The organism is Saccharopolyspora hirsuta, assembly GCF_008630535.1.
Lineage (GTDB): Bacteria > Actinomycetota > Actinomycetes > Mycobacteriales > Pseudonocardiaceae > Saccharopolyspora > Saccharopolyspora hirsuta.
Map to the genome: position 1 here is coordinate 215,327 of NZ_VWPH01000015.1, position 25,731 is coordinate 241,057.

Here is a 25,731-nt window from a genome sequence, read left to right on the forward strand (position 1 = left end):
CGGCTAGTTCGTCAGTCATGCAGCAAGATCTTTAGTTGGGATGGCGGGAAAACCGGGGGCGTATACGGGATGATATGTCGATGCAGACCGCGTCGAGTGTGGTCAGCCCGCGTCCTCATCGGCGAGACCGGGGGAGGGGCCAGCAGTTCGGGCGGGAGTGGAGGTAGGCGTCGTCGACCGCGAGGGTCGCGGTTGTGATCGCCATGGAGCCCAGGCGGCGCGCAGGTTCTCGTAGATACCACCGCCCTCGTCGCCAATGCCAGTACCGAGGGAGCCGAGACCAGGCCGACCTGCTGTAGGCCGCTCGGGTCGTGCAGCCTCCGATGCGCCGAGGAGGGCTGCCAGGCAGACCATCACTTAGGTGCTCACTTGGCTAGCTCCGGAGCCGAGGGGCAAAACCTGGAACGGCAGCAGAGCAGAGGCCAGCGCGCCGAGGGGCGCCACCGGCCGGGTGGCCACCATGCGCCGGGGTGTGCGGGCATAGGTGGATCTATGTCAGCGGGCGGTTGACGGAATTGGGCAAGAGCGGTCTCGAGATGCCGATCACCCTGGTCGCCTGGCGGGTTTCGCGCAGTAGAAGGCGGTCCCGTAGCGGTTGTTGGAGACCAACAGTTTGGTGGATACGGAGGGCAAGGGGCACCGTTCGCGTTGACCGATGCGAAAACCCTGCAGCACCGGTGCCTTTGGTGGCCGTCCGCACTATGACATCGGTCCTGCTACTGCCGTTCCGGTCGCGGTTTGGAAGAAAGGCCCTCCGGGGCTAAACTCACGATGCCTACCTACGCTACCTCGTCTGAGGCGATCGCCGTCTCTTTGAGGGACCGGATTACCGACACGATGCCGTCAACCTCGGCGTCGGTGAACAGGTCTTCGGGACCGGATGGAGCCCATGACGTGAACGGCGACTCATAGAGCGCTTCGACCTCGACGATGCCGTTGCGACACACGTGGTCGATGATCATCTGGAGGAAGTGTAGTTGGTTCGCGGTGAACGTCTTGCCCTGCTGAAAGTGGTCGAACGCCCGCACCGCGGACTCCCGTTCCAGTCCGGTCATCGAGCGCAGGAAGATCCCGAGACCACCGCGTTCGTGCACGAGGTCGAGGTCCGCGGAGGTTGCCAGGCCGTTCTCAACGAAGACTTTCTGCAGTTCAGCAAGGTCGGTCGTGGTGATCTGCCGGTTCCTCCGGAGCTTCTGGACGACCATGTTGTCCTGGTGGGTGTTCAGGTAGATCCGGATCTTGTGCTGGAACAGGCTGAAGTCGGTGCCGAGGTTCATGCCGCTCAACGAAGCGGAGGTCAGCTCGCCCAACTCGTCTTCGAAGTCGGTGTAGACCGGGTTCCGCTGCGTCGTCTCGATCAGCCGGACGAGTCCGCGCAGCTTGCGCCGCATGTTCTCGAGCATCGGCAGCGTGACATCCTGCCACCACTCGTCACCGCTGATCTCGTCGAGGAGTTCCTGCTGTGCCCTGATTGCCGGAATCCTCGTTGAATCGAGCAGTGCGGAAGCGATCTCGCGCACCTGGTCACGCAACCTGTCATACCCAGGGTCGCCGTGCAGGATTGCCAGCTGCAGCCGGAGCGTGAGCAGATCGAAGCGCTTGGCTTCCTCCCCGTTGTCGGTGGCTTCGCGGAACGCGGTCGGCAACCCGGCGAGGTGGTCGACGACCTGTGCGTGCGCTTCGGGGGTGAACTCCAACCAGGCGGAGAAGTCAGCGAAGGTGTCGAAGTATTCCCGGTGTGGCCGCACCAGGAAGTTGTCCGGGTTCATCTGGACAACCTCGTCGTGGAGCCGTGTTGCCAGATCCCAGCGCAGTCCCGCGTCACTGTGCGCACCATCGGAGTCAGGTTTTGTCGTGCGCTGGGAGTCCTCGATCTGACCGTCGAGAATCTGCAGCAGATCCGCCCGTTTCTCGAACAACCGCTGCGCCAGCGACGGCGGGATGTTGCCTTCCGCAGGCGGCATGTCCTGCCGGAAGAACTCGAGGTTCTGGCAGACGTCGAAGACGTAGAACCCGTCCTTGCTCTTGTTCGGCCCGAACAGGTCGGGTGCGAGTCGGGTTCCGCGGCCAAGCATCTGCCAGAACTTCGTCTTTGACCGCACGAGCTTGAAGAAGACGAGGTTGACGACCTCGGGCACGTCGATGCCGGTGTCGAGCATGTCGACCGAGATCGCGATCTGCGGGTGCTTGGCCGGGTCGGAGAAGTCGTCGATGAGGCTCTGCGCCTTCTCCTTCTTGTAGGTGATGACCTTCGCGAACGATCCCTTGTAGTGCGGGAAGTTCGCGTCGAACCGTTCGGCGATGAACTCCGCGTGCTTGCTGTTGGCCGCGAAGATGATGGTCTTGCCGAGCGTGTCACCGCCGTCGACCTTGAGGCCGTACTTCATGAGGGTCTGCAAGACCTTGTCAACGGTGTCGGCGTTGAACAGGTACTTGTTCAACTCGGCGGAGCTGACCTCGGCTGGCGGTCCGTCGTCGCCCCAGTCGAGGGCTTCCCACTCTTCTTTTTCCTCTTCAGAGAGCTCGTCGTACTTGATCCCGTCGCGCTGGAACTTCAGCGGCACCTCGACCGCGCGGGGCGGCACGAGGAAGCCCTCGTTAACGGCCTCGTCGAGACTGTACACGTCGGTGGGGACACCGTTTTCGAGCTGGAATACCCGATATGTGTTGCGGGCGATCTCATCCTTGGGCGTGGCGGTTAGCCCGACGAGCAGCGCATCGAAGTAGTCGAAGATCGACTTGTACTTCTGGAAGATCGACCGGTGGGCCTCATCGATGACGACCATGTCGAAGAACCCCGGCCCGAACACCCGCCGGCCTTCCTCGTCGACCTGGTTGATCAGGTTCATGATCGTCGGATAGGTCGAGACGAACACGCGGGCGTGCGGGTCCTTTTCCTGCAGCAGGTTGACCACCGGGGTACCAGGCAGGTGCTGCTTGAACGCGTTGGTCGCCTGCTTTACCAGCGCGGTGCGGTCAGCGAGGAACAAGATTCGGCTCGCCCAGCCAGCCCGCATCATCAGGTCGGTCAGGGCTACGACGGTGCGGGTCTTACCGGTTCCGGTCGCCATCACCAGCAGCGCATGGCGCATTGAGTCCTGCTCGAAGGACTCGGCGATCCGCCGAATTGCACGCGACTGGTAGTAGCGTCCCGCGATCTCCTCGTTGATCGGCAGCTTCATGAGGCTACGACGACCCGCGCGACGCTGGATCACCTCACGCAGCTGGTCCTTGGTGTAGAAGCCCTGAACCTGGCGTGCCGGATAGTTGAGGTCGTCGTAGAAGTACGTGTCGTAACCGTTGGTGTAGAAGATCAATGGCCGCTGCCCGTAGCGGGCTTCGAGTGCGTCGGCGTAGAGCTTGGCTTGATGCTGGCCGGTCCTGGCGTCCCTCGTGGTGCGCTTGGCCTCAACAAGTCCGAGCGGCTTGCCGTCGTCGTCCCACAGTACGTAGTCGACCTTGCCCTTGCCGGATGGAGCGGCAGACTCCGGCAGTCCGGACACCGGGAACTCGCGATCCTCCGGCTTGTCCAGGTCCCAGCCTGCTTCCTTGAGCAGCAGGTCGATGAGATGGGTGCGGGTTTCCTTCTCGTTATAGTTGTGGGTGTCCGGGATGGACGTGTTGGCAGCCTTGGCAGCCTTGATCTGCTTTTGCAGCTCGACGATCTCGGCGCTGAGTTCCTTGGCCTTTCGTCGTTCCGCCGCAAGCTCCTCGGCCTGCGCCGCGGCTTTCTCGGCCTGCTCCTTGAGTTCCCGCTGCTTCTTGATCCGCACCTCGGCGGGCACCGGACGCGGGATCACGGAGGTGTCGAACTGACGCCCCGGCGCGGGGAGGTTCTGCTGGTCGCGACTGTAGGTGCGAGCCATCCAGTACAGCACGTGGAACAGCTCAGCGAGCACGCGCACGGAATCCCGGTTCGCGACTGGCGCTCGCCGATGCACCGCGTGGTTGCCCTGGAGCCGGATCACGTCCATCTTCGCCCGGAGTCCAGGACCCGCGACCTTCACGAGCGTCGGCTCCGCGATCATCGACGCCAGGTCCGTCCGATACGGCCGCTTCACCGAAGCATCCGCGTCGAAGATCCACTCCAGCGCGAGTTCGAGCACCCGGCGCGAGTAGAACGCTGACGCCCGAGGGTCAGCGAACGCCAACCGTTCGGCCTGCACGGCTTCCCGATGGAGATCCGGCCACTCAGCCTGCAGGAACCCGAAGTTACTCACAGTCGCGACTCCCCCACTTCAGCGTGACGTCGCGATCAGGCTACCGGAGTGATCTCCTCCGTCCACAGCTCCCCGCGGAAGGCGCGGTGTTGCAGGGAAGCGAACAGGGCGTCGAGCTCAGCGAGCGCGTTCAACATAGTTACCTTGTGAGAATGAATTCTTGCGTTGCGTCGAACGAACTCTCTCTGCAAGTCGAGCGGGGGAAGATAAAAGCTAAGGGACTTCACATCGGATTGGTTGATGCTTGCCTGGTTGACAGCCTTCTTCGCTGCTGAGGCAATTTGCCCCTTGATGTGCCCGCTTTGCAGTACTGTGTTCACAAAGGCAGGATCGGCGAGTTTCCGGTCTACGGAAAACCGCATCATGTTTGATTCATAAAGGGTCGGTTCGCTGAGCCCTTCAACGAGGGCGCTCTTGCCTAGGTATTCCAAGCTATTGACTCGATTAATTAGGATATCCCCCTCCTTGAGGAAGTATTGTTCCGCTTCCTTGTCACTTACTGAGACTCGCTTGAATTTGCCGTGGTCGATCAATTTGCCGGAGTAGAAAGAATCGATGCGCACGATCGGATACCCCGAGCCATAAAATTTCTGCGGTTTGTAGAGGCCATTTTTTGGGTTGTCGACTATCATGTCGCCAAGTTTTGTTTCGGTCCATGCCCGTGGATTGCTGACGGGATCGCCGAACATGTCGAGGAAGATGGACTGGGAAAGCTCGTTAAGCAAGGCAATTGCCTCGCGCCGCTTGGCGCGCAACGAGTCCACGTGATTCAAAATCCGCGTGATAAGCCGCTGCTCGGGTAGTGGCGCGAGCGGAATAGGTAGATGTCGAACTACGTCGCGTGTGACACCTTTAATTGTAGCTCCACGCGCTCGATTTGCAAAGTAGGATGCCTGTGATCGAATATAATGCCATAGGTACCGCGCGTCGAGCTTTTCGGGGTTTGTGCGGACCGCGGTGATGTCTTGACTGAAGCAGATAAGGGAACTAGGCACCACGGCGGCCTTTCCAAGGCTTGTGCGGGTGACAAGCAGCAAGTCGCCCTTTTTGGCAATGCCTGTGGAAGATTCGCTAATGGCTTGGTCTGTAATCATATAACGAGGCAGAATTGATCCGTCTTCGTCAAGGTCTGCGCCTGTGACCCACGGAATCCGTCCCGAATAATAATCTGCTCGGTTCCGATCAGGCGTGCCGCCGCTATGAAATTCGGCTACCTCATGAAGGGGAACCAACTCAAAAGTCATCCCAGCATCCCCTTGAGCTCGCTCATGCCCTGCTGGATTTCGGTCTCGATTCGATCAAGCTCGTCCAGGATCTCGCCGGGCGCTCGGTGCTCGACTTCTTCGTGGACGATCTCTTTGTAGCGGTTGATGCTGAGGTCGTAGCCCTGCGCGACGATCTCTTCCTTTGGGACGCAGAAGCTCTGTTCGGTGCGTGCGCGGTCCTGTTCGCTGCCGCTGCGACGGTGCCATCGGGCCAGGACGTCGGGGAGGTTGTTCTTGGTGTGTTCGTCGTCGGTCAGTGCACCGTCGACGACCGGACCAAGCTTCTCCGCGCTGAGTAGTGGGGTGCGCTTGTCGTCGAGGCTGAAGCCGTCCGCGGTGACGTCGTAGAACCAGACCTTGTCGGTGCCGCCGCTGTTGGTTTTGGTGAAGAACAGGATCGCGGTCGACACTCCCGCGTAGGGCTTGAACACGCCGCTGGGAAGCTTGACCACTGCGTCGAGTTTGTGATCCTCCACCAGCAGTTTCCGCACGGTCTTGTGGGCCTTGCTGGATCCGAACAGCACGCCGTCCGGCACGATCACCGCGGCCCGGCCGCCGTTCTTGAGCAGCCGCAGGAAGAGCACGAGGAACAGCAGCTCGGTCTTCTTAGTCTTGACGACCTTCTGCAGGTCGTTTGCGGTCGCGTCGTAGTCGAGGCTGCCTGCGAACGGCGGGTTCGCGAGGATCATCGAGTAGCGGCTGGCGTCGTCAGCAACGTTCTCGCCGAGTGAGTCGCGGTACCGGATGTCCGGGTTCTCGACCGCGTGCAACAGCATGTTCATGCTGCCGATCCGCAGCATCGTGCTGTCGAAGTCGAAGCCGTGGAACATGCTCTCGTTGAAGTGCTTTCGCTGTTCCGGCGCAAGTAGCGCGTCGCGGTGTGTGCGCTCGACATACTCGGCGGCGGCCACCAGGAACCCGGCCGAGCCACACGCGGGATCGCAGATCTCGTCGCCCGGCTGAGGCGCCATCATCTCGACCATCAGCTGAATGATGTGGCGGGGTGTGCGGAACTGGCCGTTCTGCCCGGCAGTCGCGATCTTGCTGAGCATGTACTCATACAGATCGCCCTTGGTGTCTTTGTCGCGCATGTCGATGTCGCTGATCATCGACACGGCCTTCGTCAGCAGGTTCGGAGTAGTGATGGTGAACCGCGCGTCCTTCATGTGGTGCGCGTAGGTCGAATTCTCGCCGCCGAGGTTGCGCAGCCACGGGAAGACACCGTCCCGGAGTGTGGTCAGCATGTCCTCGGGGGCCTTGTTCTGGAACACCGACCAACGGAGGTGCTGTGTGTCCTCGGTGTAGAGCAGGTTCTCCGCCGGTTTCTCGGCGCGGCGCGCCTTGCGCTCTTTACCCTGTTCAATCTGGTCAAGGCGACGGATGAACATGAGGTAGGTGATCTGCTCGATCACCTCTAGTGGGTTCGAGATCCCTCCAGACCAGAACGCATCCCACAGCCGGTCGATCTTGTTCTTCAGCTCACCTGTCACCACGCGAGCAGGCTAGCGCAGCGTAAGAAGGTACTGGCGAGCGCGTGGTCGCATGTCATCAGGCTCCTGATGCAGGTCGGCTCCCCTCGGCTGCAGGGGTGGGAGGACGGCGAACCCTGCCGAGAGCACCCGGTCCGGCGCCCCTCGGCGGGGTTCCGCGTGGTCAAACCCAGACGAGGTGCAGGTTCGCACGCCTGGACAGGCGGTCCAGTGCGGCCTCGGCGGACTGGAAGCTGGCCCGCAGCTGGCCGGAGGCGCTGACGACGTCGGCGCCGTCGTCGAAGGCCATGCCCCAGTACTCGACGTGCCCGTCCTGCCGATCGCCGACCTCCTCGCACAGCGCGAACACCCGAGGAGCGTTCTCTCTCGCAAGCTCCTGCAGAGCGGCCATGAACTCCTCCCGGCTCCACAACGGCAACCCCGGCATAACAACCTCCCTGTGATCCAGGTCACGACGAAGCTAACGCTAGTGCTAACTTGTTAGCTAATCGATTACCGAATTGAGTGGACGTCCTGGCTGGTCACCCGAAAGGGGCGCGATTCGGAGCGGCACACTTGAACTTCCGGCGTGATTGGAGGCAGGCGTGGTTGAGCGTGGCGATTCCTCGGCGCTGCGATGGCTGATTGGCAACGAACTCCGGCGCTACCGAATCCAAGCGGGGCGCACTGTGTCGGATGCGAGCGGTGTGCTCGGGTGCAGTCACGCCAAGATCACACATCTGGAAACGGGGCGCTACCAGCAACAACCGTCGGAGATCGCGGCGCTGCTGGAGTTCTACGGCGTTCCTCGGCATGACACCGATCGGCTGGTCAGCCTGACTGGTCGCTCTGACGCTCGTACCTGGTGGGCGCCCTGGGCAAACGTGGTTCCGGACTGGTTCAAGACCTTTGTGGGGCTCGAAGGGTTGGCGAAGTCCGAGTTCGACTACGAGACAGCGCTGCTACCTGGGCTGCTGCAGACGGAGGAGTACGCTCGCGCGGCGACCATGGCAACCGGCTTCGTGCGGCCAGATCACAGTGAGCGCTTCGTGTCGTTCCGCTTGGCTCGGGCTGACCGTCTGGTCGCGGCTCAGCCCCTCGACTTCCACGCTGTGATTGAGGAATCGGCCCTGCTTCGTCGTATTGGTGACGATGAGGTCAGGCGTGATCAGTACCGTCATCTCCTTGGGATGGCGGAACGATCGAACGTGACGATTCAGGTGATCCGTCCCCAGGATGGGCCGCATGCCGCGGTGAGTGGGCCGTTCTTCGTGTTCGAGTTCGATGCCGCCAAGCCCATTGGTTACACGGAGTTGCTGGACGGCGCCGTGTATCTCCAGGACCCCGATCAGGTGGCCACCTATATGATGACTGCGAAGAACCTTCAGGAAACTGCCATGCAGCCTGATGAATCGCTCGCGCTGATCAGGAAGCTGGTAAAGACGTGACGCGGAGGCGGACAGTGAAGGTCAGCCCATCCAGCTTGCAGTGGCGAAAGTCCAGTCGTAGCGGCAACAACGGTGCTTGTGTGGAGGTGGCCGCCGCCGCTGACTTGGTCGCGGCGCGGGACTCGAAAGATCCGGACGGGCCGGTGCTGGTGTTCTCTCGTGCCAGGTGGGCGTCCTTCCTGGCTGGGCTGAACGAGTGATGTGCCGCTGATCACGTGATCATCTTTCGTGTTTGATCGCGTGTAATCTGCCGGGTTCGCTAGCTTTACCTCCGGTCGATCGATCGGTGCCGGAGGGGGCTACGGATGGCGGACGCGCAGATGTCGGGGGACCTGGGGATGGGGGCAGGAGCAGCCCTCGGCTTCGTCGGCGCTGGTGTTGCGCTGGGCGCGATCAAGCAGGAGAACGACAAGCTCGGGCAGCAGATCTCCTCGGGGCAGCTGAAGCTGAACCCCGACGCCGCCAACAAGGCAGCGGATGTGTACGAGCGGAAAGCAATGCAAGTTAACCAGCTTGTTCGAGTCGCTGCGGGGCTGGATCGTGTTGGCGGGCTGGGCGATTACTCATCGGCCCAGGAGCTGGCGGCGAAGTTCGGTCTGAAAGCCACGAACGGTGAGGGGACTGGCGCAGCGGACTTGCTGGGTGCCTTGCGTGACGAGCTGATCCGGAAGGCGGATCTCTTCCGTGAAGCGGCGAGGGACTACGTTGCTACCGACGAGCAGATCAGTGAAGACTTGCAAAGGGGTAGTCAGGCGTGAGGATGCTGTCTCGAAATGTGGTCGCCGTGTGTGCAGGCGCTGCTCTACTGGGCGCCGCTGGGTGTGGCACCGGCGGGGAGACGACCAATGCCCCCGCCTCAACTCAGCAGAACATCGGGCTCGGTCAGGTTGATCCCTGCACCGTTCTCACCCCGGAGGAGCTCTCCTCGCTCGGCTTCGAAGGGCCTGGGCAGAAACAAGAGGGTATCTCCTCGGAGCCTGGCTGCGCTTTTGACAGCCTGGAATTCGGGATCACCATCTCGAAGAACGAGGAAAAGTCCGTCGAGGAATACGGGAAGCAGGATAGCTGGGCGAAGTTCGATCAGACCCAGGTCGACGGGCGTCCGGCGGCGACCGGTGTCAGCAAGAACGCGACACAGGCTGACGTGTGCACGGCACTGGTCGATGCAGGCGGTGGCGTGGTCCTCGTCGACGTGAGCTTGCTTCGTGCCAAGGAAATGGACGAGTGCGGTGAGGCGTTGAAGATCGCTGAGAAGATCGCGCCGAGATTGCCGAAGTAGTCTTGGGGGACTGATGGGGTTTTGGGAGTGGGCCGGTGATGTCGCCGGTGATATCGGTGGCGCGGTGGTCGACGGTGTCAAGGCCGTCGGCAACGCCGTTGCTGAAGGTGCCGGTCAGGTCTACGACGTCGGGGCTGATCTGTTCGGGTACGACTCCCGCGCTGAGAATGCTCGGCAGGAGGCGGCTGAGCGGGCTCAGCAGGAGAACGCGCGGCTCCGGGAGGGCCTGGAGCGGCAGAACCGCCAGCTGACAGCTGGCATGGACGTCGATCCCACTTCGATCACCCAGCAGGAGAACTGGCAGGCCTACGGGCACCAGGAGCTCTACGACACCAACCAGCGGTCCTTGGACCAGGGCAAGACCGCCGAGGCCGCCAACCAGTGGCGGGAGATCGCTGAGAAGCTGCGGGCGCTCGGCCCGGAGCTGCAGCAGGAGGCCGGTTCCGCCATTCAAGGCGGCTGGGAGGGCGAGGCCGCTGATGCGGCCAACCAGTCTTCCGAGCCGTTGGTGCGGTGGATGACGAACAGCGCTGATGCCTTCCAGGCCACCGGCAACAAGATCGAGGAGGCCGGGTCCGCTGCTGGGCAGGCCAAGCTCATGGTGCCGGAGCCCGAGGGGCACCACTACGGGCGGTCTGTCGCGATCGGGCTTGCCAACCCGATTGCCGGCGGCACCGACGCGGTCGCGCAGATGCGGGAGCGGCAGCAGGCCGAGCGGGCCGCTCAGGAGACCATGGGGCGGGTGCTGACCCCGACTTACGCCAATGTGGACAGTTCTGTTCCGGCGTTCCGGGATCTCGAGGACAAGCCCGCGCCGCCGCCTCCGCCCCCGCCGCCACCTCCGCCGCCGCCGATCGATCCGCCGCAGGTCCGTCCTCCGGGCGGCGTTTCGCCTTCCGGCGTGACCCCGGGCGGGTCCAGGGGTGGCGGCGTTCCCGGTGGCGGTGGTGTTCCGGGCGGCGGCATCTCCGGTGGTGGTGGCGGGTCCACCACTCCGGCCGGTACCGGGTCCGCTTGGGTGCCGGGCGGGCAGGGCGGTGGTCCGTCCGGTGGTCTGCCGGGCTTGCCCGGGCGCGGCGGCGGGACCGGTGATCCGGGCGGCTTCGGGTTGATGCCCGGCCCCGGCGTGGGCGGCCCCAACGGGCCGGGCGGTGCCGGTGGGATTCGCGGCGGCGGTGCCGGTGGCATCGGCAAACCCGGCGGCGCTGGGGGGCTCGGCAAGCCCGGTGGTGCTGGCGGTATGGGTGCCGGTCGGCTGGGCGCCGGTGCCGGTGCTGGCGCGCTCGGTGCCGGAGGTCGCGCCGGTGCCGGTGGGCTCGGTGCGGGTGGTGCGACCGGGGTCGGTGGTGCTGGTGGCGGCGCGGCCGGTGCGGGTGGTGCTCGTGGCGGCATGGGAGCTGGAGCCGCTGGCGCCGGGCAGCGCGGCCAGGGCGGCGAGGACCAGGAGCACGATCGTCCGAGCTGGCTGGAGGAGCAGGACGACGTCTGGCTCGACGACATGCCCAAGACCGCGCCGCCGGTGTTCGGCGCCTGATCAGGACCGATTCGTGAGCGGCGGTGGTGGTAGGGGCCACCACCGCCGCTCACGAGTGACGTGGGGGAGGACTCCGTGGCCCTCGTCGGCCGCTGGCAACTGCATCCGCTGCACCTGTACCTGGTGCGCCGCTACCTCGATCTCGACGACCTGACGCTGCCGCTGGAGGGGCAGGCCTACGGGCGAACCCTCCAGCAGCTCGGCGAGGTCGCGCGGCGCGAAGCGCCCACCATGGAGATGCTGGGCATCCTCGTCGACAACGAGGTCGAGCCGGGGCTGGCGCAGGCGCTGAAGGTGCTCACCAAACCGTACCTGTGGGTGGATTCGCTGTGGTTCCCGAACTTCGACAGCGACCACGCCTGGCGCTCGGTCGCCGCGATCACCGAAGGTCAGCGGGTCGTGCTCGGCGTGCAGGGCCCGGGGGAGACCGAGCGGTTCGGCGGCCCGCTGACCGTCGAGGTGCACGACAAGGCGCCGCTGCCCCAGGTGCTCCTGCCGACGTTCCCGCCCGCACCGCCCGGGAACCGCGGCGCGGTCCGGGTGCCGACCGAGTCCTTCCGCCCGCGGGACCACGCGGAGGAACCGCCGGACAGCATGATGCAGCAGGTCACCCAGTCGCGCGGCAGCAGCGGCGATCGGCTGGTGGCGGCGTACCAGGAGATCGGGCGGGCCGAGCACGTCCGCGGCGGTCAGCTGGCGGCCAACCTGCGCGACCAGCACGGCCGCGTGCACCGGTCGGAGGTCTTGCGCTGGTTCGACAACGCCGAGCCCGACGGCCGCTACCTCGATTACCGCGAACGCGGTTCGTCCGGCGAACAGCTCTGCGTCCTGCTGCCAGCGGACGCCCGAGCGATCGCGACCAGGATCGACCAGCTGATCGCCTCCGTCCGGTCGTGATCGCGAAGACGGCTTCGTGCGGGTGTTCCTCGCTGAGTTGTACGGGTGACGCGCCGTTGACGTCGTAGTTCGCTGACGCGCTCACCCGGGCTCGGCTGCGACCGGCGGCCAAGCGGTGGGATCGAGAACCCCGAGCGCGTAGGCGCGCGCCACCAGCGCCGTCCTGCCGCGTACGTCCCAGCGGCGGGAGAGCTGGGTCAGGTGGTAGTTGACGCCGTCCACGGTCAGGCCAACCGCTTTCGCGATCCGCGCGGTCGTGTCGCCGCTCGCCGCCAGGGCGAGGATGCGCGCTTCGATCTCGCTGGCCGGTGGCTCGGGTTCGGGTGAGGGCTCCGCGCGCTCACCCAGGACCCGGAGGATCAGCACCAGCGACGGGGGAACGCCCGGGGCGTCGCTGACCGGCGTGACGTCCATCTCCCCGTAGCGCTCGACGCCGCTCGGCGGGGACCAGCTCACCTCGACCGGGTAGCGGGACCTGCGGTGCAGCCGCACGGCTTCCGCGATCGGGAGGAGCCGGGCCTGCGCGCGCGGCCGGAAGAAGTCCAGGGCGTTGCGCCCGCGCAGCTGCCCCGGCAGCAGACCCCATTCCGCGGCCATCGCCGGATTCGCCACGAGGATGTCGCCGTGCGTGTCGCAGAGCGCCAGCGGCAGCGGCAGGTGGTCGAGCAGGAGGATGAACCGGTTGCGCCAGGCGATCGCCTCCTGGTGCCAGTTCGCCGCGGCCGGGGAACCGCCGCCGTCCTGGAGATCCATCGCGATGTCCCTTGCGCTTCCCGGCTGGTTTGGCAAGCCGGAGATGCCCCTGCCTGCTACACGATTATGCAGTCCGGCGGCGGCCTCGGGCGTGCGCCGGGGGCGAGTGTGGAGGGGACCGCTCTCCCCGGCGGTTCCCCTCGAGCACGAAAGGCGGTTGGCCACCCATGGCCGCGACTCCCGGAATCCCCGTCGTCGACGTCTCCGACGATCCGACCAGCACGCCCGTCCTGCGGTCGATGCGGCTGGTCCGGCAGCACGGTCCGGCCTTCGTCCAGCGGCAGCACGGCCAGGACACGCTGCTGGTCAGCAGCCTGGAGCTCGTCACCGAGCTCTCCGACGAGCAGCGGTTCGGCAAGGCGATCGGTCCGGCGCTGGAGAACGTCCGCGAGTTCGCCCACGACGGGCTGTTCACCGCCTACAACGACGAGCCCAACTGGACGAAGGCGCACGACATCCTGATGCCCGCCTTCGCCCTCGGCTCGATGCGCGCCTACCACCCGGTGATGCTGCGCGTCGCGCGGCGGCTGATCGAGGTCTGGGACCGCAGGTGCGCGGCGGGCAGCCCGGTCGACGTGGCCGACGACATGACCCGGATGACCCTGGACACCATCGGCCTGGCCGGGTTCGGGTTCGACTTCGGCTCGTTCGAGCGGGACGAACCGCACCCGTTCGTCGACGCCCTGGTGCGCTGCCTGCACTGGTCGATGACCAAGCTCAGCCGCGACCCGGACGCCGACCACGCGCGCACCGACGAGGCGTTCCGCGCCGACGCGGCGTTCCTCGCCTCGGTGGTGGACGAGGTCATCGCGGCGCGCACCGCTCCCGGCGCACCGGCCCCGGAGAACGAGGACCTGCTGGGCCTGATGCTCAGCGCCACCCACCCCTCCGACGGCACCACCCTGGACCTGGCGAACATCCGCAACCAGGTGATCACCTTCCTGATCGCCGGGCACGAGACCACCTCCGGCACCCTGTCCTTCGCGCTGCACAACCTGGTCAAGCACCCGACCGCGCTGCGGGTGGTGCAGCGCGAGGTGGACGAGCTGTGGGGCGACCAGGCCGACCCGGAACCGACCTTCGAGGACGTCGGGCGCCTGCACTTCACCCGCCAGGTGCTCAACGAGACGCTGCGGATGTTCCCGCCAGCACCGGGTTTCTCGCGCCAGGCCCGCCACGACACGGTGCTGGGCGGCATCCCGATGCGGGCCGGGCAGTGGGCGTCGGTGGTGACCCCGATGCTGCACCGGGACCCGGTCTGGGGCGACAACCCCGAGCTGTTCGACCCGTCCCGCTTCACGCCCGAGGCCGAGGCGGCGCGCTCGCCGCACGCCTTCAAGCCGTTCGGGACCGGCGAGCGCGCGTGCATCGGCAGGCAGTTCGCGCTGCACGAGGCCACGATGCTGCTCGCGATGCTGGTCCACCGGTACCGGTTGCTCGACCACGCCGACTACCAGCTGCGCCTCAAGCAGGCGCTCACCATCAAGCCCGACGGTTTCACCCTGGCCCTGGCCCGGCGCACCTCGGCCGACCGCGTCGCCGCACCTGCCCGGGCCGTCGAAACGCCCGTGGCGGACGGCGGGCTGCCCACCCGGGTGCGGCCGGGAACCGGGGTTCTGCTGCTGCACGGCAGCAACTACGGGACCTGCCGCGACTTCTCGGCCCAGCTCGCGGACGCCGCCGCCGAGATCGGCTGCGACACCGCCATCGCCCCGCTCGACGACCGCACCGGCGCGCTGCCCACCGACCGGCCCGTCGTCATCACCGCCGCTTCCTACAACGGCCAGCCCACCGACGACGCGGCCGAGTTCGTCCGCTGGCTGGAGCACGCCGAACCCGGCGCGGCCGACGGCGTCACCTACGCGGTCCTCGGCGTCGGCGACCGCAACTGGTCGGCCACCTACCAGCGCGTTCCGACCTGCATCGACGCCCGGCTGGCCGAGCTCGGCGGAACCCGGTTGCTGGAGCGCGCGGAGGCCGACGCGGCAGGCGATCTGACCGGCGCGGTCAAGGCCTTCACCGCCGCACTGCGCAACGCCGTCCTCGAAGAGCACGGCGACCCCGCCGCGGTCGGTGCCGACCAGCCCGCGAGTCCCGCGCACACCGTCACCGAGGTCACCGGCGGACCGCTGGACGCGCTGGCCGCCCGGCACGGCATGACGCCGATGACGGTCACCGAGACCGGCAGCCTCACCAGCCCCGGCTACCCGCGGGCCAAGCGCTTCGTGCGCCTGGCGCTGCCCGAGGACGAGACCTACCGGACGGCCGACCACCTCACCGTGCTCCCGGCCAACGACCCGGCCCTGGTCGAGCGCGCCGCCCGGGTCCTGCGGGTGGACCTGGACACCGTCCTCAACATCGCGCCGGGCCGGGTCGCGGTCGACCGGCCGGTGACCGTCCGCGAGCTGCTGACCCGGCACGTCGAGCTGCAGGACCGCCCGACCAGCGCGCAGCTGACCACCCTGGCCGAGCTCAACCCGTGCCCGCCCGAGCAGCAGGCCCTGCGGGCCCTGGCCGAAGACCCGGACCACCGCAGCCTGCTGGACGTCATCGAGGACAACCCCGCGCTGGCCGAGCAGCTGACCTGGCCGGTGCTGCTGGACCTGCTGCCGCCGATCCGGCCGCGCCACTACTCGATCTCGTCGTCACCGGCCGCCGACCCGCACCACGTCGACCTGATGGTCTCCCTGCTGGAGGCCCCCGCGCGGTCGGGGCGCGGCACCTTCCGCGGCACGGGATCGGGCTACCTGAACGACGTGCGCGCCGGTGACACCGTGCTGGCGCGGGTCCAGCCGTGCCGGGCCGCGTTCCGGATCGACCACGACGTCCCGGTGATCATGATCTCGGCCGGTACCGGCCTGGCCCCGTTCCGCGGCGCCATCGCCGACCGGCTCGACCGCGCGGCGAACGGCGCCCGGCTCGCCCCGGCGCTGTGCTACTTCGGCTGCGACGCGCCGGACGCCGACTACCTGCACAGCGCCGAACTGCGCGCCGCCGAGCTGGCCGGTGCGGTCCAGATGCGCCCGGCCTTCAGCGCCGAACCGGTCGACGGGCAGGCCTTCGTCCAGCACCGCATCGCCGCCGAGGCCGACGAGCTGTGGCGGCTGCTCGGCGACGGGGCGAAGATCTACGTCTGCGGCGACGGAACCCGGATGGCCCCGGGCGTGCGCGACGCGTTCCGGGCCATCCACGCGGAGCGCACCGGTGGCGACGGAACCGCGTGGCTCGATTCGCTGATCGCCGACGGCCGCTACGTCGAGGACGTCCACACCGCGCGCTGAGCTTCGCGCAGAGATCGGAGGTTCCACCCCATGAACACCATGCTCGCCGGGCGGCTGCACGTGCCCAGCGGACGGTTCCGCGTCGAGGAGGTCCCGGTGCCGGTCCCCGGGCCGGGGGAGGTGCTGATCGAGGTCAAGGCCGCTGGCGTGTGCCTGTCCGACGTGCACCTGATCGACGGCAGCCTCAAGCCGTTCGTGCCCACCGAGGAGCTCACCCTCGGCCACGAGGTCGCCGGGGTGATCCACTCGCTCGGCCCGGACCTGCGCGGCGACTGGGCCCCGGGCACCCGGGTGGCGCTGCAGGCCGGGCAGAGCTGCGGCGAGTGCGCCAACTGCCGCCGTCGCCGCGCGCCCTGCCTGCTGGCCCGCACCCGCGGCGTGGACTACGACGGCGGCTGGGCGCAGTTCGCGATCGCCCGCGAGGACACCCTCGCGCCGATCCCGGACCACCTGCCCTTCGACCAGGCCGCGATCATCCCGGACGCGGTCTCCACCCCCTACGCCGCGATCGTGGTCACCGGCGAGGTCCGCCCGGCCCAGGCGGTGGGGATCTGGGGCGCGGGCGGTTTGGGCGCGCACGGCATCCAGCTGGCCCGGCTGGCCGGTGCGGCCCCGGTCATCGCCGTCGACCCGCTGGCCAGCGCCCGGGAACGCGCCCTCGCCTTCGGCGCCGACCTCGCGCTGGACCCGGCCGACCCGGACTTCGCCGCGTCGGTCCTGCGCGCCACCGACGGCCGCGGCCTGGACGTCGCCTTCGACTTCGCCGGGGTGCCCGCGGTGCGGGAGCAGGCGGCCACCGTCCTCTGCCGCGGCGGCGCGATGGTCCTGGCGGGTCTCACGCCCCAGCCGCTGACCGTCACCGACGGCACGCGGTTCAGCTGGAACCGCAACCAGATCCGCGGCCACTACGGTTCCGGCCCCGAGCACGTCGAGCAGCTGATCCGCTTGGCCGCCACCGGCCGCCTCGACCTGTCCCCGTCCATCACCGACCACCTCCCGCTGGCCGAAGCCGGGGAAGCGGTCCACCGCCTGGAGAACAAGATTGGCGACCCGATCCGCCTGGTGCTCGTCCCCTGAGCGCGAGGGCCCCAGCCGCTCGTCGAACGGCCGGGGCCCTCCTGAGGGGGTTACACGAACCCGCGGTTGGAGCCGAACAGGGCCTGCCACTCGGCGGTCTCCGACACCTGGTAGGCGGTCGGCGGGGCGACGTGGCCACCGGTGCCGTCGGTCTCGAAGGCGTTGTCGTCGGTCTCCAGCTCGTCCAGGAGGCTCTTCAGCGCGCCGTCCTCGGTGACGTGCGGCATGACGAACAGGTGGCACAGCGTGGTCGTCTCGCTGATCGGCACGCTGGCCAGCGAGTACTTGCGGACGAGGTGCTTGTTCGGGCGCAGGAACTGCACGCTGAGCGTTTCCGGCGTGTACCCGGCGTGCAGGTCCAGCTTGCGCTGCTCGCCGATCTTCTTGAGCCGCTCGTAGGTGCGGCGGGCGAGGTTGACGCTCTCCGCGACGCGGCGGACCTGCTCCTCCTCGGGGTGCTTGGCGAGCTGGTTCCACAGCACGATGGGGGAGAAGCCGTTGCGCGATCCGGCGAACGTGGTGTCCGGTGAGGCCACGTAGGCGGCCATCGGCGGCGGCTGGATCTGGAACTCGCGGCGCGTCATGTAGATCCCGCAGGCCCACGGCGATCCGGGGTACTTGTGCCCGCTGGTGACGATGGAGCTGACCTGCGGGACGCGGAAGTCGAAGTCCGGGATCTCCAGGTCCTCGCCCGCCAGCAGCCCGGCGTCGTGCGCCTTCTTCAGGTACGGCAGGTACGAGGCGCCCAGCGCGCCGTCCACGTGGATCCAGAACGCCCGCCGCTTGTCCTTGACCGGGGTGCCGCTCTTGGTGTTGACGGTGAACTCGCGCTGGCCCATCGAGTACCGGTCGAACACCTCGTCCTGGAGCCGCCGGGCGACCTCCCCGACGTTGTCGTAGGCGCCCTTGAACGTGGTGCCCAGGTTGCACACCACCAGCACCGGGTGACCCCGGCGGGCGAAGAAGTCCACAGTGGTCACGAGCTTGTCGACGTCGATGCTGCCGTCGTCGTTCGACGGGATCTCGGCGGGCCAGCAGTCCTCGTAACCGCAGTCCTCGAACTCGCGGAACTCGCTGTAGTACTTGTTGCCGACCTCGCCGAAGGTGGGGATGGCCAGCGTGTGCGCGGCCTTGGCGACCGAGTAGTGGCTGTCCTGCGAGAAGAACGCGACCGGCTGCAGCGCGTTGGCCCGCTTGGCGGGCGTGTTCAGGTAGGGCGCGCTGACCTCGGCCTGCGACATGAGCAGACCCGGGTCGGCGCCGGGGTTGGCGAGCAGGATCTTGCCGGAGAGGTAGTCCCGGGCGTTGAGCAGCGCGTAGACGTTGCCCTCGGAGCTGCCCATGGACAGCACGTAGCCCCACGCGCTCTTCCACGCCTGCTCGTTGTTGGCCGGGTCGTGCGGTCGGATGCCCCACAGCTCGGCGTACCGCTTGAGCACCGCCTTCTCCAGCGGCTTGGTGTGCGTGGCGAGGTTGGAGTCGACGTAGGGGTCGCCGATGTTGTTGGTGTGCACGCCCAGGAACGGCGACAGGTCGTCCCGGATCACGCCCAGGTCCTGGTTCACCTGGTAGCCGAGGAAGCGCTCCTGGTAGTAGTCCAGGTACTCCTTCAGCTCCCCGAGCCGGGCCGTGCGCTCCTCGTCGCTGAGCCCCTTGCGGGTCAGCTCGAACGACTCGTCGTCCAGCTTCGGCGGTTTCTGCGCGGTCATCTCGTCCTCCTCGTGATCACTGCTGGGACAGGGCCTTGAGGAACAGGGCTTGGGCGAGCGTCATCCGCTCCAGCTCGCCGAGGTCGACGCTCTCGCCGGGGGCGTGGATGCGGGCAGCGGGCTCCTCGCAACCCCACAGCAGCATCGGGGCGTTGGGGTTGCGCGTCTGGAGCAGGTTGACCAGCGGGATCGAGCCGCCCTGGCCGAGCGCGGTCGGGGCCCGCCCGTAGGCCTCCTGCAACGCCGCCCGGGCCTTGGAGAAGGCGGCCGAGTCGGTGCGGGCCTCGAACCCCTCGCCGCCGCCCCTGGCGGTCACCTCGACCGGCAGGAACCACGGGCGGTGCCGGTCGATGTGCTTGCGCAGCGCCGTGATCGCGTCGGCGGGCCGCTGGCCCGGCGCCAGCCGGACGCTGATCCGCGCGGTGGCCTCGGACCGCAGCGAGTTGATCGACTGGTGCACGGGCGGCGGGGCCCCGTCGAGCCCCGTCACGTTGATCGACGGCTTGAAGTGGAGCCGCTGCGAGACGGACCCGGTGCCGATCAGCGGTACTCCGCAGCGCACCCCGGCGTCGCGCCGGTAGGTCGCCTCGTCGGGATGACCGGCACCGGTGTCGGGCCTGCTGAGCAGGCCTTCGACCGCCACGTCGCCCTTGTCGTCGTGCAGCGTGGCCAGGATCCGGGTCAGCGCCACGAACGCGTCCGGGGCCGGGCCGCCGTACATCCCGGAGTGCACCGGCGCTTCGAGCGTCCGCACCGTGACGTCGACCTGGGCGATCCCGCGCAGCGTGGTGGTCAGCGCCGGGTAGCCCACCGCGGTGCCGCCGGTGTCGGCGATGACGTAGGCGTCGGCCTTGAACCGGTCCTTGTTCGCGGGCTTGGCGAGGAACTCCTCCAGCGACCCGGTGCTCTCCTCCTCGCCCTCGACGAGGATCTCCAGGTTCACCGGCGGATTGTTGTCGAACGCCCGCAGCGCACCGATGTGCATCATGATTCCGGACTTGTCGTCGGCCGCGCCGCGCCCGTGCAGGCGCCCGTTCCGCTCCGCGGGTGTGAAGGCCTCCGCCTCGTTCCACGTACCGGCCGGTTGCACGTCGTAGTGCGCGTAGAGCAGGACCGTCGGTTTGCCCGGCCGACCGGTGATCGTGCCGTGCACCAGCGGCGCCTTGGACCCGATGTCCACGGTCTTGGCGTTGCTGACCCCGGCTGCCTTCAGCAGCGACACGACCTTGTTGGCCGCTTCGGTGGTGGCGCCGCCCGCGTAGGACTTGATCTTGACCAGCTCGGACAGGTCGGACTTCAGCGCGGGCATGAGCGCCGCGACCTTCTGCTTCAGCGCTGTGCCGTCGGATGTCGTGGTGGTGCCGGTGAGCATCGAACTCCTCGTCTCGCACGCGCGGGACCGCGCCACCGGCGTGCGCAGGCGGCGGAGGACCCGGCTGATTCGGGAAGATCCCGCGGATGAGATCAGGTCCGCGCGGTCAACACGATCCTCCACAGAGGACTGACTGGATTCCGGTTGCGCGATGGATCACCTTGGGGGAAAAGGGGAAACTCGCGCACCCTGACCTCGCGAACCTCGGTGAACGGGATGCTTCCTGTATCCCACAGCGGTGGATCTGATCGCGACCGGAACAGGAGACGTTCACTCGCCGGTGGCCGAGAACATGCGTTCGGCCGAGCGCGTTCTCACGATCAGTGGCTCCCGGGTGCGCCGAAAGATTGATCTTGAACGGGGATCTCGGAGCGCCGAGATCGACGGCATAGCCATTGTGGCATATTCCGGAGTTTTCCGGACGGTTCCGGGTAAGTGAGAAGCGCAGCCCGCCTCGCGGGGGCGACGCCGCTGACCGACGATTCGGCTGGACGTCCGTCGAGTCTCGAGCGGGAAGGGCATCCGGCATGACCACGACGAGTTCGATGCTCAATCGGCTGGTCAGCACCAGTGCGCCCGGCGCTGTGGTCCTCGTGCGGCTGTACGTGGGAGCCGTCTTCCTCTTCGAGGGGATCCTCAAGTTCCTCGAACCCGGGCGGCTGGGGCCCGGTCGGTTCGAGAAGGCCGGTATTCCGGCTCCGGGCTTCTTCGCCCCGCTCGACGGGGTGTTCGAGATCGGTTGCGGCGCGCTGATCCTGGTCGGCCTGCTCACCAGGCTGGCGGTCGTGCCCATGATCGTCGACATGCTCGGCGCGCTGCTGATCACCAAGCTGCCGATCCTGTGGGGAGCCTCCCCGCTGTTCCCCGACGGTGCGGGCTGGTGGGACTTCGTCCACGAGTCCCGCACCGACCTCGCCCAGCTGTGCGGAAGCCTGTTCCTCCTGCTGGTCGGAGCCGGTTCCTTCTCCCTCGACGCGAAGCTGAGCCCACCGGCCGACGCCCGTTCGCGCTGAGCCGGGCGCGGGCCGGAGCCGGGGTGGCTCCGGCCCGCGGGGTCAGAAGCCGACCTGGTCCTTGCCCTTGAGCTGGAGGATCTCGCGGGCTTCGCCGGGGGTGGCGACCTCCAGGTTCAGGGCTTCCAGCACGGTGCGGATGCGGGTCACCTGGTCGGCGTTGGTCCTGGCAAGCTCGCCCGGGCCGATCCACAGCGAGTCCTCCAAGCCGACGCGCACGTGCGAGCCCTGGGCCGCGCCGATGGTGGCCAGCGGGATCTGGTTGCGGCCAGCACCCAGGATCGACCACTGGTAGGAGTCGCCGAGCAGGCGGTCGGCGGTGCGGCGCATGTGCATCAGGTCCTCGGGGTGCGCGCCGATGCCGCCCAGCAGGCCGAACACCGACTGCACGAACAGCGGACCCCGGACCAGGCCGCGGGAGGCGAAGTGCGCCAGGTTGTTGAGGTGCGAGATGTCGTAGCACTCGAACTCGAACCGGGTGCCGTTGGCCGCGCCGATGTCCAGGATCGCCTCGATGTCGGCGAAGGTGTTCTTGAAGACCAGGTCCCGGCTCTTCTCCAGGGCCTCCCGCTCCCAGTCGTGCCGGAACTCCTTGAAGCGCTCCAGCATCGGGTACAGGCCGAAGTTCATCGAGCCCATGTTCAGCGACGCCAGCTCGGGCTTGAACACCGCGGCCGGGCGCATCCGCTCCTGCACGGTCATGTGCGGCGAGCCGCCGGTGGTGATGTTGACGACCGCGTCGGTGTGGGCCTTCAGCTGCGCCAGGATCGGTTCGAAGTGGGCGGGGTCCTGCGAGGGCCTGCCGTCCTCGGGGTCGCGGGCGTGCAGGTGCACGATCGCTGCTCCGGCCTCGGCCGCGCCCAGCGCGGCCTCGGCGATCTCCGTCGGCGAGACCGGCAGGTGCTCGGACATCGACGGGGTGTGGATCGCGCCCGTCACCGCGCACGTGATGATGACCTTGCGGTTGGTAGCCATCCGCGTCAGACCTCCACAGTGGATCAGTAGAGCTTCTCGGTGTTCCCGTCGACCGCCATCGCCTGGCCGTTGACGTTGCGGGCGAGCGGGCTGGCCAGGAACGCGGCCATGTCCGCGATGTCCGCGGCGGTGACCAGCCGCCGCATCGACGACTGGTCCCGGTAGGCGGCGGCGATCTCCGCCACGGGGCGGCCCAGCATCTCGGCCTTCGCCTCGATGACAGCGCGGATGCGGGGTCCGTCGACCGCGCCCGGGCAGATCGCGTTCGCCCGGATCCCCTCCGGGCCCAGTTCGATGGCCAGCGTCTTGGTGAACCCGACCACCGCCCACTTCGACGCCGAGTACGCGCTGCGCCCGGCCATGCCGAGCCGCCCGGCGGCCGAGGACAGGTTCACGATGGACGCCCCGGTCGACTCGCGCAGCAGCGGCAACCCGTGCTTCACGCAGTAGAACTGGCTGTGCACGTTGACCTCGAAGGTCCGCGCCCACGCCGCGCTGTCCAGGGTCTCCACCGGCCCGGTCGGACCGGCGATGCCCGCGTTGTTGACCAGCACGTCCAGCCCGCCGAGCTCCGCGCGCACGGCGCCCATCAGCTCCTCGACCTGGGCTTCGCTCGACGCGTCCGAGACCAGCGCGGCCAGGCCGCGGTCCCGGGCGGCCCGGACCGCGTCCTCGTCGATGTCGGTGACGAGCACGCGGGCCCCCAGCCCGGCGAACCGGTCGGCGATGGCCAGCCCGATGCCGTCCGCGCCCGCCGTGACGAGCACCCGCTTCCCCGTGAAATCCACTTCTCGCACCCTCTCTGGAAGATCCGTTGTCACGAACGCTTCTCGCCGTACTTCAGGAAGAACGACAGCGCGGTGCCGACGGCGCACACGCCGACCACGAACCACAGGCCCGACAACTTGCTGCCGGTCAGGTCCTCCATCGCGCCCATCACGTACGGGCCGAGGAACCCGCCGAACAGCCCGATGGTGTTGACGAACGCGATGCCACCGGCCAGCGTCGCCCCGCTCAACCGGGACGCCGGGAAGGTGAACAGGATCGGCTGCATCGCGAAGAACGAGAACGCGCCGAGGCAGAACCCGATGAGGCCGACGACCGGGCCGGAGACCGCGCCCAGGGCGAAGCCGACGCAGATCCCGACCATCGTGACGCTGATCAGGTTCCGGGAGCGCCCGCCGCTGGTGGCGAACCGCGGCACCAGGAACGCGCCCAGCCCGGCGAAGATCCACGGGACCGAGGTCAGCAACCCGATCTGCAGCGTCGACAGCTCGCCGTAGGTGCCGATGATCGACGGCAGGAAGTACGACAGCGCGTACACCGCGATCTGCTGCGACAGGTAGACCGCCACCACCAGCAGGATCTGCTTGTCCCGCCACACCTGGCGCATGCTGTGCGTGCCGGAGGCCTCGGCGCCCGCCTCGTCCTCGGCGGCGATGCGGCGCTGGAGGTCTTCGGCCTCGGCCGCGGTCAGGAACTTCGCCCGGTCCGGCCGGTCGGGCAGCTTCTTCCACACCACGAAGGCGAGCAGGCAGGCCGGGAGCCCCTCGATCAGGAACATCCACTGCCAGCCGTGCATGCCGCCGAGACCGTCGAGGCCGAGCAGCAGCCCGCCCAGCGGGGGACCGAGGATGCTGGCCGCGGACACGCCGAGCAGGAACAGGCCGTTGGCCTTGGCGCGGTCGGCGCGGGTGAACCACTGCGTCAGGAAGTACATGACGCCCGGGAACAGGCCAGCCTCGGCCGCGCCGAGCAGCATCCGCATGACGTAGAACGACCACTCGCCCTGCACGAAGGCCATCCCGGCGGAGATCAGCCCCCAGGTGATCATGATCCGGGTGATCCAGAACCGCGCCCCGACCCGGTGCAGGATCAGGTTCGACGGGATCTCCGCCAGCGAGTAGGTGATGAAGAACAGCCCGGCGCCGATCCCGTAGGCGGTGGCAGAGATGCCCAGGTCGATCTGCAGCTGTTCCTTGGCGATACCGATGTTGGTCCGGTCCAGGAAGCTGATGATGTACGCCCCGATGAGCAGCGGGAGCAGCTTGCGGAAGATGACCCTGTTCAGCTCGCGCGGCGGGCGGACCACCGGTTCCGCGGCGTTTTTCGGCATGGCGTGACCTTCAGTTCATTCCGGGCTTCTGGGAGCTTCGGGAATCCGCTTCTCAGCGGCGGGAGTTGTCGGTCTTCGGCGCGCAACCGCAGGTGCGGCCGATGTGCAGGCGGTGCGCGCAGACCAGAGACTGGTAGCTGTTGGACGGTTTTTCCATGCGTTTGAGCAGCATTCCGAAGGCCTCGCGGCCCATCTCCTCGTGCGGCTGCATCACGGTGGTGAGCCCGATCAGCCCGGACATGCTGTGCGGGATGCCGTCGTGCCCGGTCACCGCGACGTCCTCAGGCACCCGGATGCCGTGGTCGACGGCGTACTCCAGGATGCCGATCGCCTGCTCGTCGCTGCCGCACAGGACGGCGCGCGGCGGGTCGTCGCGGGCGAACAGCCGCGCCGCCGCGCGGCGGCCGCCATCGCTGTTGAGCTCGGTGCTGATCTTGCGGTCGCCGCTGATGTCGACGCCGTGCGCGCGGGCGGTCGACACGAAGGCCTGCTCCCGGGCCAGCGACGCCGAGGAGAACCGCGGTCCGATCACGACGGCGATGTCGGTGTGGCCGTGCCCCAGCACGTGCTCCATCAGCGACGTCGCCGCGGCGGCGTCGTCGATGCCGACGAAGTCGCCCTCCAGGTACTGGGACCGCCGCGACAGGTAGACGTACGGGATCCGGGCGGCGCGCAGCGTCCGCAGCGCGGTGGCGTCCTCCCGGAACGCGGCGCTCAGGACGACCCCGTCGACGTTGCGGTGCACCAGGCTGGTGGAGACCTTGCCCAGCGTCCGCAGGTCGTCCTGGGTGGTCGCGACGAACACCTCGTACCCGGCCTCGGCGGCCGCGGACACGATGCTCTGCGCGAACCGCGGGTAGGTCGGGTTGACGATGTTGGGTTGCACCAGCCCGATCACGCGGGTCCGGTTCGGGTCGGCCGGTTCCACCCGGTTCGGCGGGCGGAAACCGAGCTCGTCGGCGACGGCGAGGATGTGCTGGCGGGTGGCCGGAGCGACCCCGCCCTTGCCGTTCATCACGTAGGAGACGGCGGCGGTGGACACCCCGGCGGCACGGGCCACCGCAGCCGCCGAGACGGTGCCCGGTCGGCGCGCGGAGCGACGAGTCGCGATCTCCACAGCCGTGTCTCCCTTGACGTGATGCGGATCTCCGATCCAGCCAGAACCTAAGTCGCCCGCTGAACGTTAAGCAACATTAACAACTCGTTTCAAAATGATCGGCGCGTCTGCTGGCCGTAGTTGATCAAGTGTGGGCATGCTGATGTGGTGATTGAGAAGTTGGTTCCCGACAGTCTGTGGCAGCGGGTGGAGCCGTTGCTGCCGCC

20 protein-coding genes are annotated in these 25,731 nt (G+C 67.6%); 9 read left to right on the forward strand and 11 right to left on the reverse strand.

Translation table 11 applies throughout. The features are described 5' to 3' along the window. Positions 1–779: 779 nt before the first annotated feature. From F1721_RS28845 to F1721_RS28860, 4 genes are all read right to left on the reverse strand, one after another. Entirely contained in the window at positions 780–4,220 is a 3,441-nt protein-coding gene (locus F1721_RS28845; protein WP_150069949.1) for a DEAD/DEAH box helicase family protein, read from the reverse strand. 35 nt (positions 4,221–4,255) lie between these two features. Continuing rightward, entirely contained in the window at positions 4,256–5,464 is a 1,209-nt protein-coding gene (locus tag F1721_RS28850; RefSeq protein WP_150069950.1) for a restriction endonuclease subunit S, read from the reverse strand. After that, complete coding sequence (locus F1721_RS28855) at positions 5,461–6,978, reverse strand: type I restriction-modification system subunit M (RefSeq protein WP_150069951.1); 1,518 nt, start codon at positions 6,976–6,978, stop codon at positions 5,461–5,463. The genes F1721_RS28850 and F1721_RS28855 overlap by 4 nt, the downstream gene beginning before the upstream one ends. Before the next feature lie 160 nt (positions 6,979–7,138). Next, complete coding sequence (locus tag F1721_RS28860) at positions 7,139–7,402, reverse strand: hypothetical protein (protein ID WP_211840667.1); 264 nt, start codon at positions 7,400–7,402, stop codon at positions 7,139–7,141. 157 nt (positions 7,403–7,559) lie between these two features. Between F1721_RS28860 and F1721_RS28865 the strand changes: the two genes are divergently transcribed. The 6 genes from F1721_RS28865 (at position 7,560) to F1721_RS28890 (ending at position 12,112) form a co-directional block, all read left to right on the forward strand. After that, a complete protein-coding gene (locus tag F1721_RS28865) occupies positions 7,560–8,402 on the forward strand; it encodes a helix-turn-helix domain-containing protein (protein WP_150069952.1) in 843 nt (280 codons plus the stop codon). A 14-nt stretch (positions 8,403–8,416) separates the two neighbouring features. Then, positions 8,417–8,602 carry a DUF397 domain-containing protein gene (locus tag F1721_RS28870; protein WP_150069953.1) on the forward strand — a complete coding sequence of 62 codons (186 nt, stop codon included), beginning with the start codon at positions 8,417–8,419 and terminating at the stop codon, positions 8,600–8,602. 105 nt (positions 8,603–8,707) lie between these two features. After that, a complete protein-coding gene (locus F1721_RS28875) occupies positions 8,708–9,160 on the forward strand; it encodes a hypothetical protein (protein WP_150069954.1) in 453 nt (150 codons plus the stop codon). Between the two features lie 2 nt (positions 9,161–9,162). After that, positions 9,163–9,681, forward strand: coding sequence for a DUF3558 domain-containing protein (locus F1721_RS28880; RefSeq protein WP_246155376.1), 519 nt, complete (start codon positions 9,163–9,165; stop codon positions 9,679–9,681). 13 nt (positions 9,682–9,694) lie between these two features. Continuing rightward, on the forward strand, positions 9,695–11,215 hold the full coding sequence (locus F1721_RS35430; protein ID WP_170301637.1) for a PPE domain-containing protein: 1,521 nt from the start codon (positions 9,695–9,697) through the stop codon (positions 11,213–11,215). A gap of 75 nt (positions 11,216–11,290) precedes the next feature. Continuing rightward, a complete protein-coding gene (locus F1721_RS28890; RefSeq protein WP_150069956.1) occupies positions 11,291–12,112 on the forward strand; it encodes an ESX secretion-associated protein EspG in 822 nt (273 codons plus the stop codon). A gap of 81 nt (positions 12,113–12,193) precedes the next feature. Here F1721_RS28890 and F1721_RS28895 read toward each other — a convergent pair whose 3' ends face one another. Continuing rightward, complete coding sequence (locus F1721_RS28895; protein WP_150069957.1) at positions 12,194–12,865, reverse strand: PAS domain-containing protein; 672 nt, start codon at positions 12,863–12,865, stop codon at positions 12,194–12,196. A gap of 167 nt (positions 12,866–13,032) precedes the next feature. Between F1721_RS28895 and F1721_RS28900 the strand changes: the two genes are divergently transcribed. Beyond that, positions 13,033–16,146, forward strand: coding sequence for a bifunctional cytochrome P450/NADPH--P450 reductase (locus F1721_RS28900; RefSeq protein ID WP_150069958.1), 3,114 nt, complete (start codon positions 13,033–13,035; stop codon positions 16,144–16,146). 30 nt (positions 16,147–16,176) lie between these two features. After that, positions 16,177–17,223 carry a zinc-binding dehydrogenase gene (locus F1721_RS28905; protein WP_150069959.1) on the forward strand — a complete coding sequence of 349 codons (1,047 nt, stop codon included), beginning with the start codon at positions 16,177–16,179 and terminating at the stop codon, positions 17,221–17,223. A 50-nt stretch (positions 17,224–17,273) separates the two neighbouring features. Here F1721_RS28905 and F1721_RS28910 read toward each other — a convergent pair whose 3' ends face one another. Next, positions 17,274–18,932 (reverse strand): pyridoxal-dependent decarboxylase, encoded by a 1,659-nt coding sequence (locus F1721_RS28910; protein ID WP_150069960.1) that lies wholly within the window; start codon positions 18,930–18,932, stop codon positions 17,274–17,276. 16 nt (positions 18,933–18,948) lie between these two features. After that, complete coding sequence (locus tag F1721_RS28915) at positions 18,949–20,304, reverse strand: M20/M25/M40 family metallo-hydrolase (RefSeq protein ID WP_150069961.1); 1,356 nt, start codon at positions 20,302–20,304, stop codon at positions 18,949–18,951. A 527-nt stretch (positions 20,305–20,831) separates the two neighbouring features. Between F1721_RS28915 and F1721_RS28920 the strand changes: the two genes are divergently transcribed. Continuing rightward, positions 20,832–21,317: a DoxX family protein gene (locus tag F1721_RS28920; protein ID WP_150069962.1), complete on the forward strand. Its 486-nt coding sequence runs from the start codon at positions 20,832–20,834 to the stop codon at positions 21,315–21,317. A gap of 42 nt (positions 21,318–21,359) precedes the next feature. Here F1721_RS28920 and kce read toward each other — a convergent pair whose 3' ends face one another. From kce to F1721_RS28940, 4 genes are read right to left on the reverse strand one after another with little or no spacing between them, the layout of a single operon-like run. Continuing rightward, positions 21,360–22,292, reverse strand: a complete 933-nt coding sequence (gene kce, locus F1721_RS28925) for a 3,5-dioxohexanoate:acetyl-CoA acetone transferase (RefSeq protein WP_150069963.1) — start codon at positions 22,290–22,292, stop codon at positions 21,360–21,362. A gap of 23 nt (positions 22,293–22,315) precedes the next feature. After that, entirely contained in the window at positions 22,316–23,080 is a 765-nt protein-coding gene (locus tag F1721_RS28930) for an SDR family oxidoreductase (protein WP_150069964.1), read from the reverse strand. A 29-nt stretch (positions 23,081–23,109) separates the two neighbouring features. Then, positions 23,110–24,408, reverse strand: coding sequence for an MFS transporter (locus tag F1721_RS28935; RefSeq protein ID WP_150069965.1), 1,299 nt, complete (start codon positions 24,406–24,408; stop codon positions 23,110–23,112). Between the two features lie 52 nt (positions 24,409–24,460). After that, on the reverse strand, positions 24,461–25,525 hold the full coding sequence (locus F1721_RS28940; RefSeq protein ID WP_150069966.1) for a LacI family DNA-binding transcriptional regulator: 1,065 nt from the start codon (positions 25,523–25,525) through the stop codon (positions 24,461–24,463). Positions 25,526–25,731: the final 206 nt, after the last annotated feature.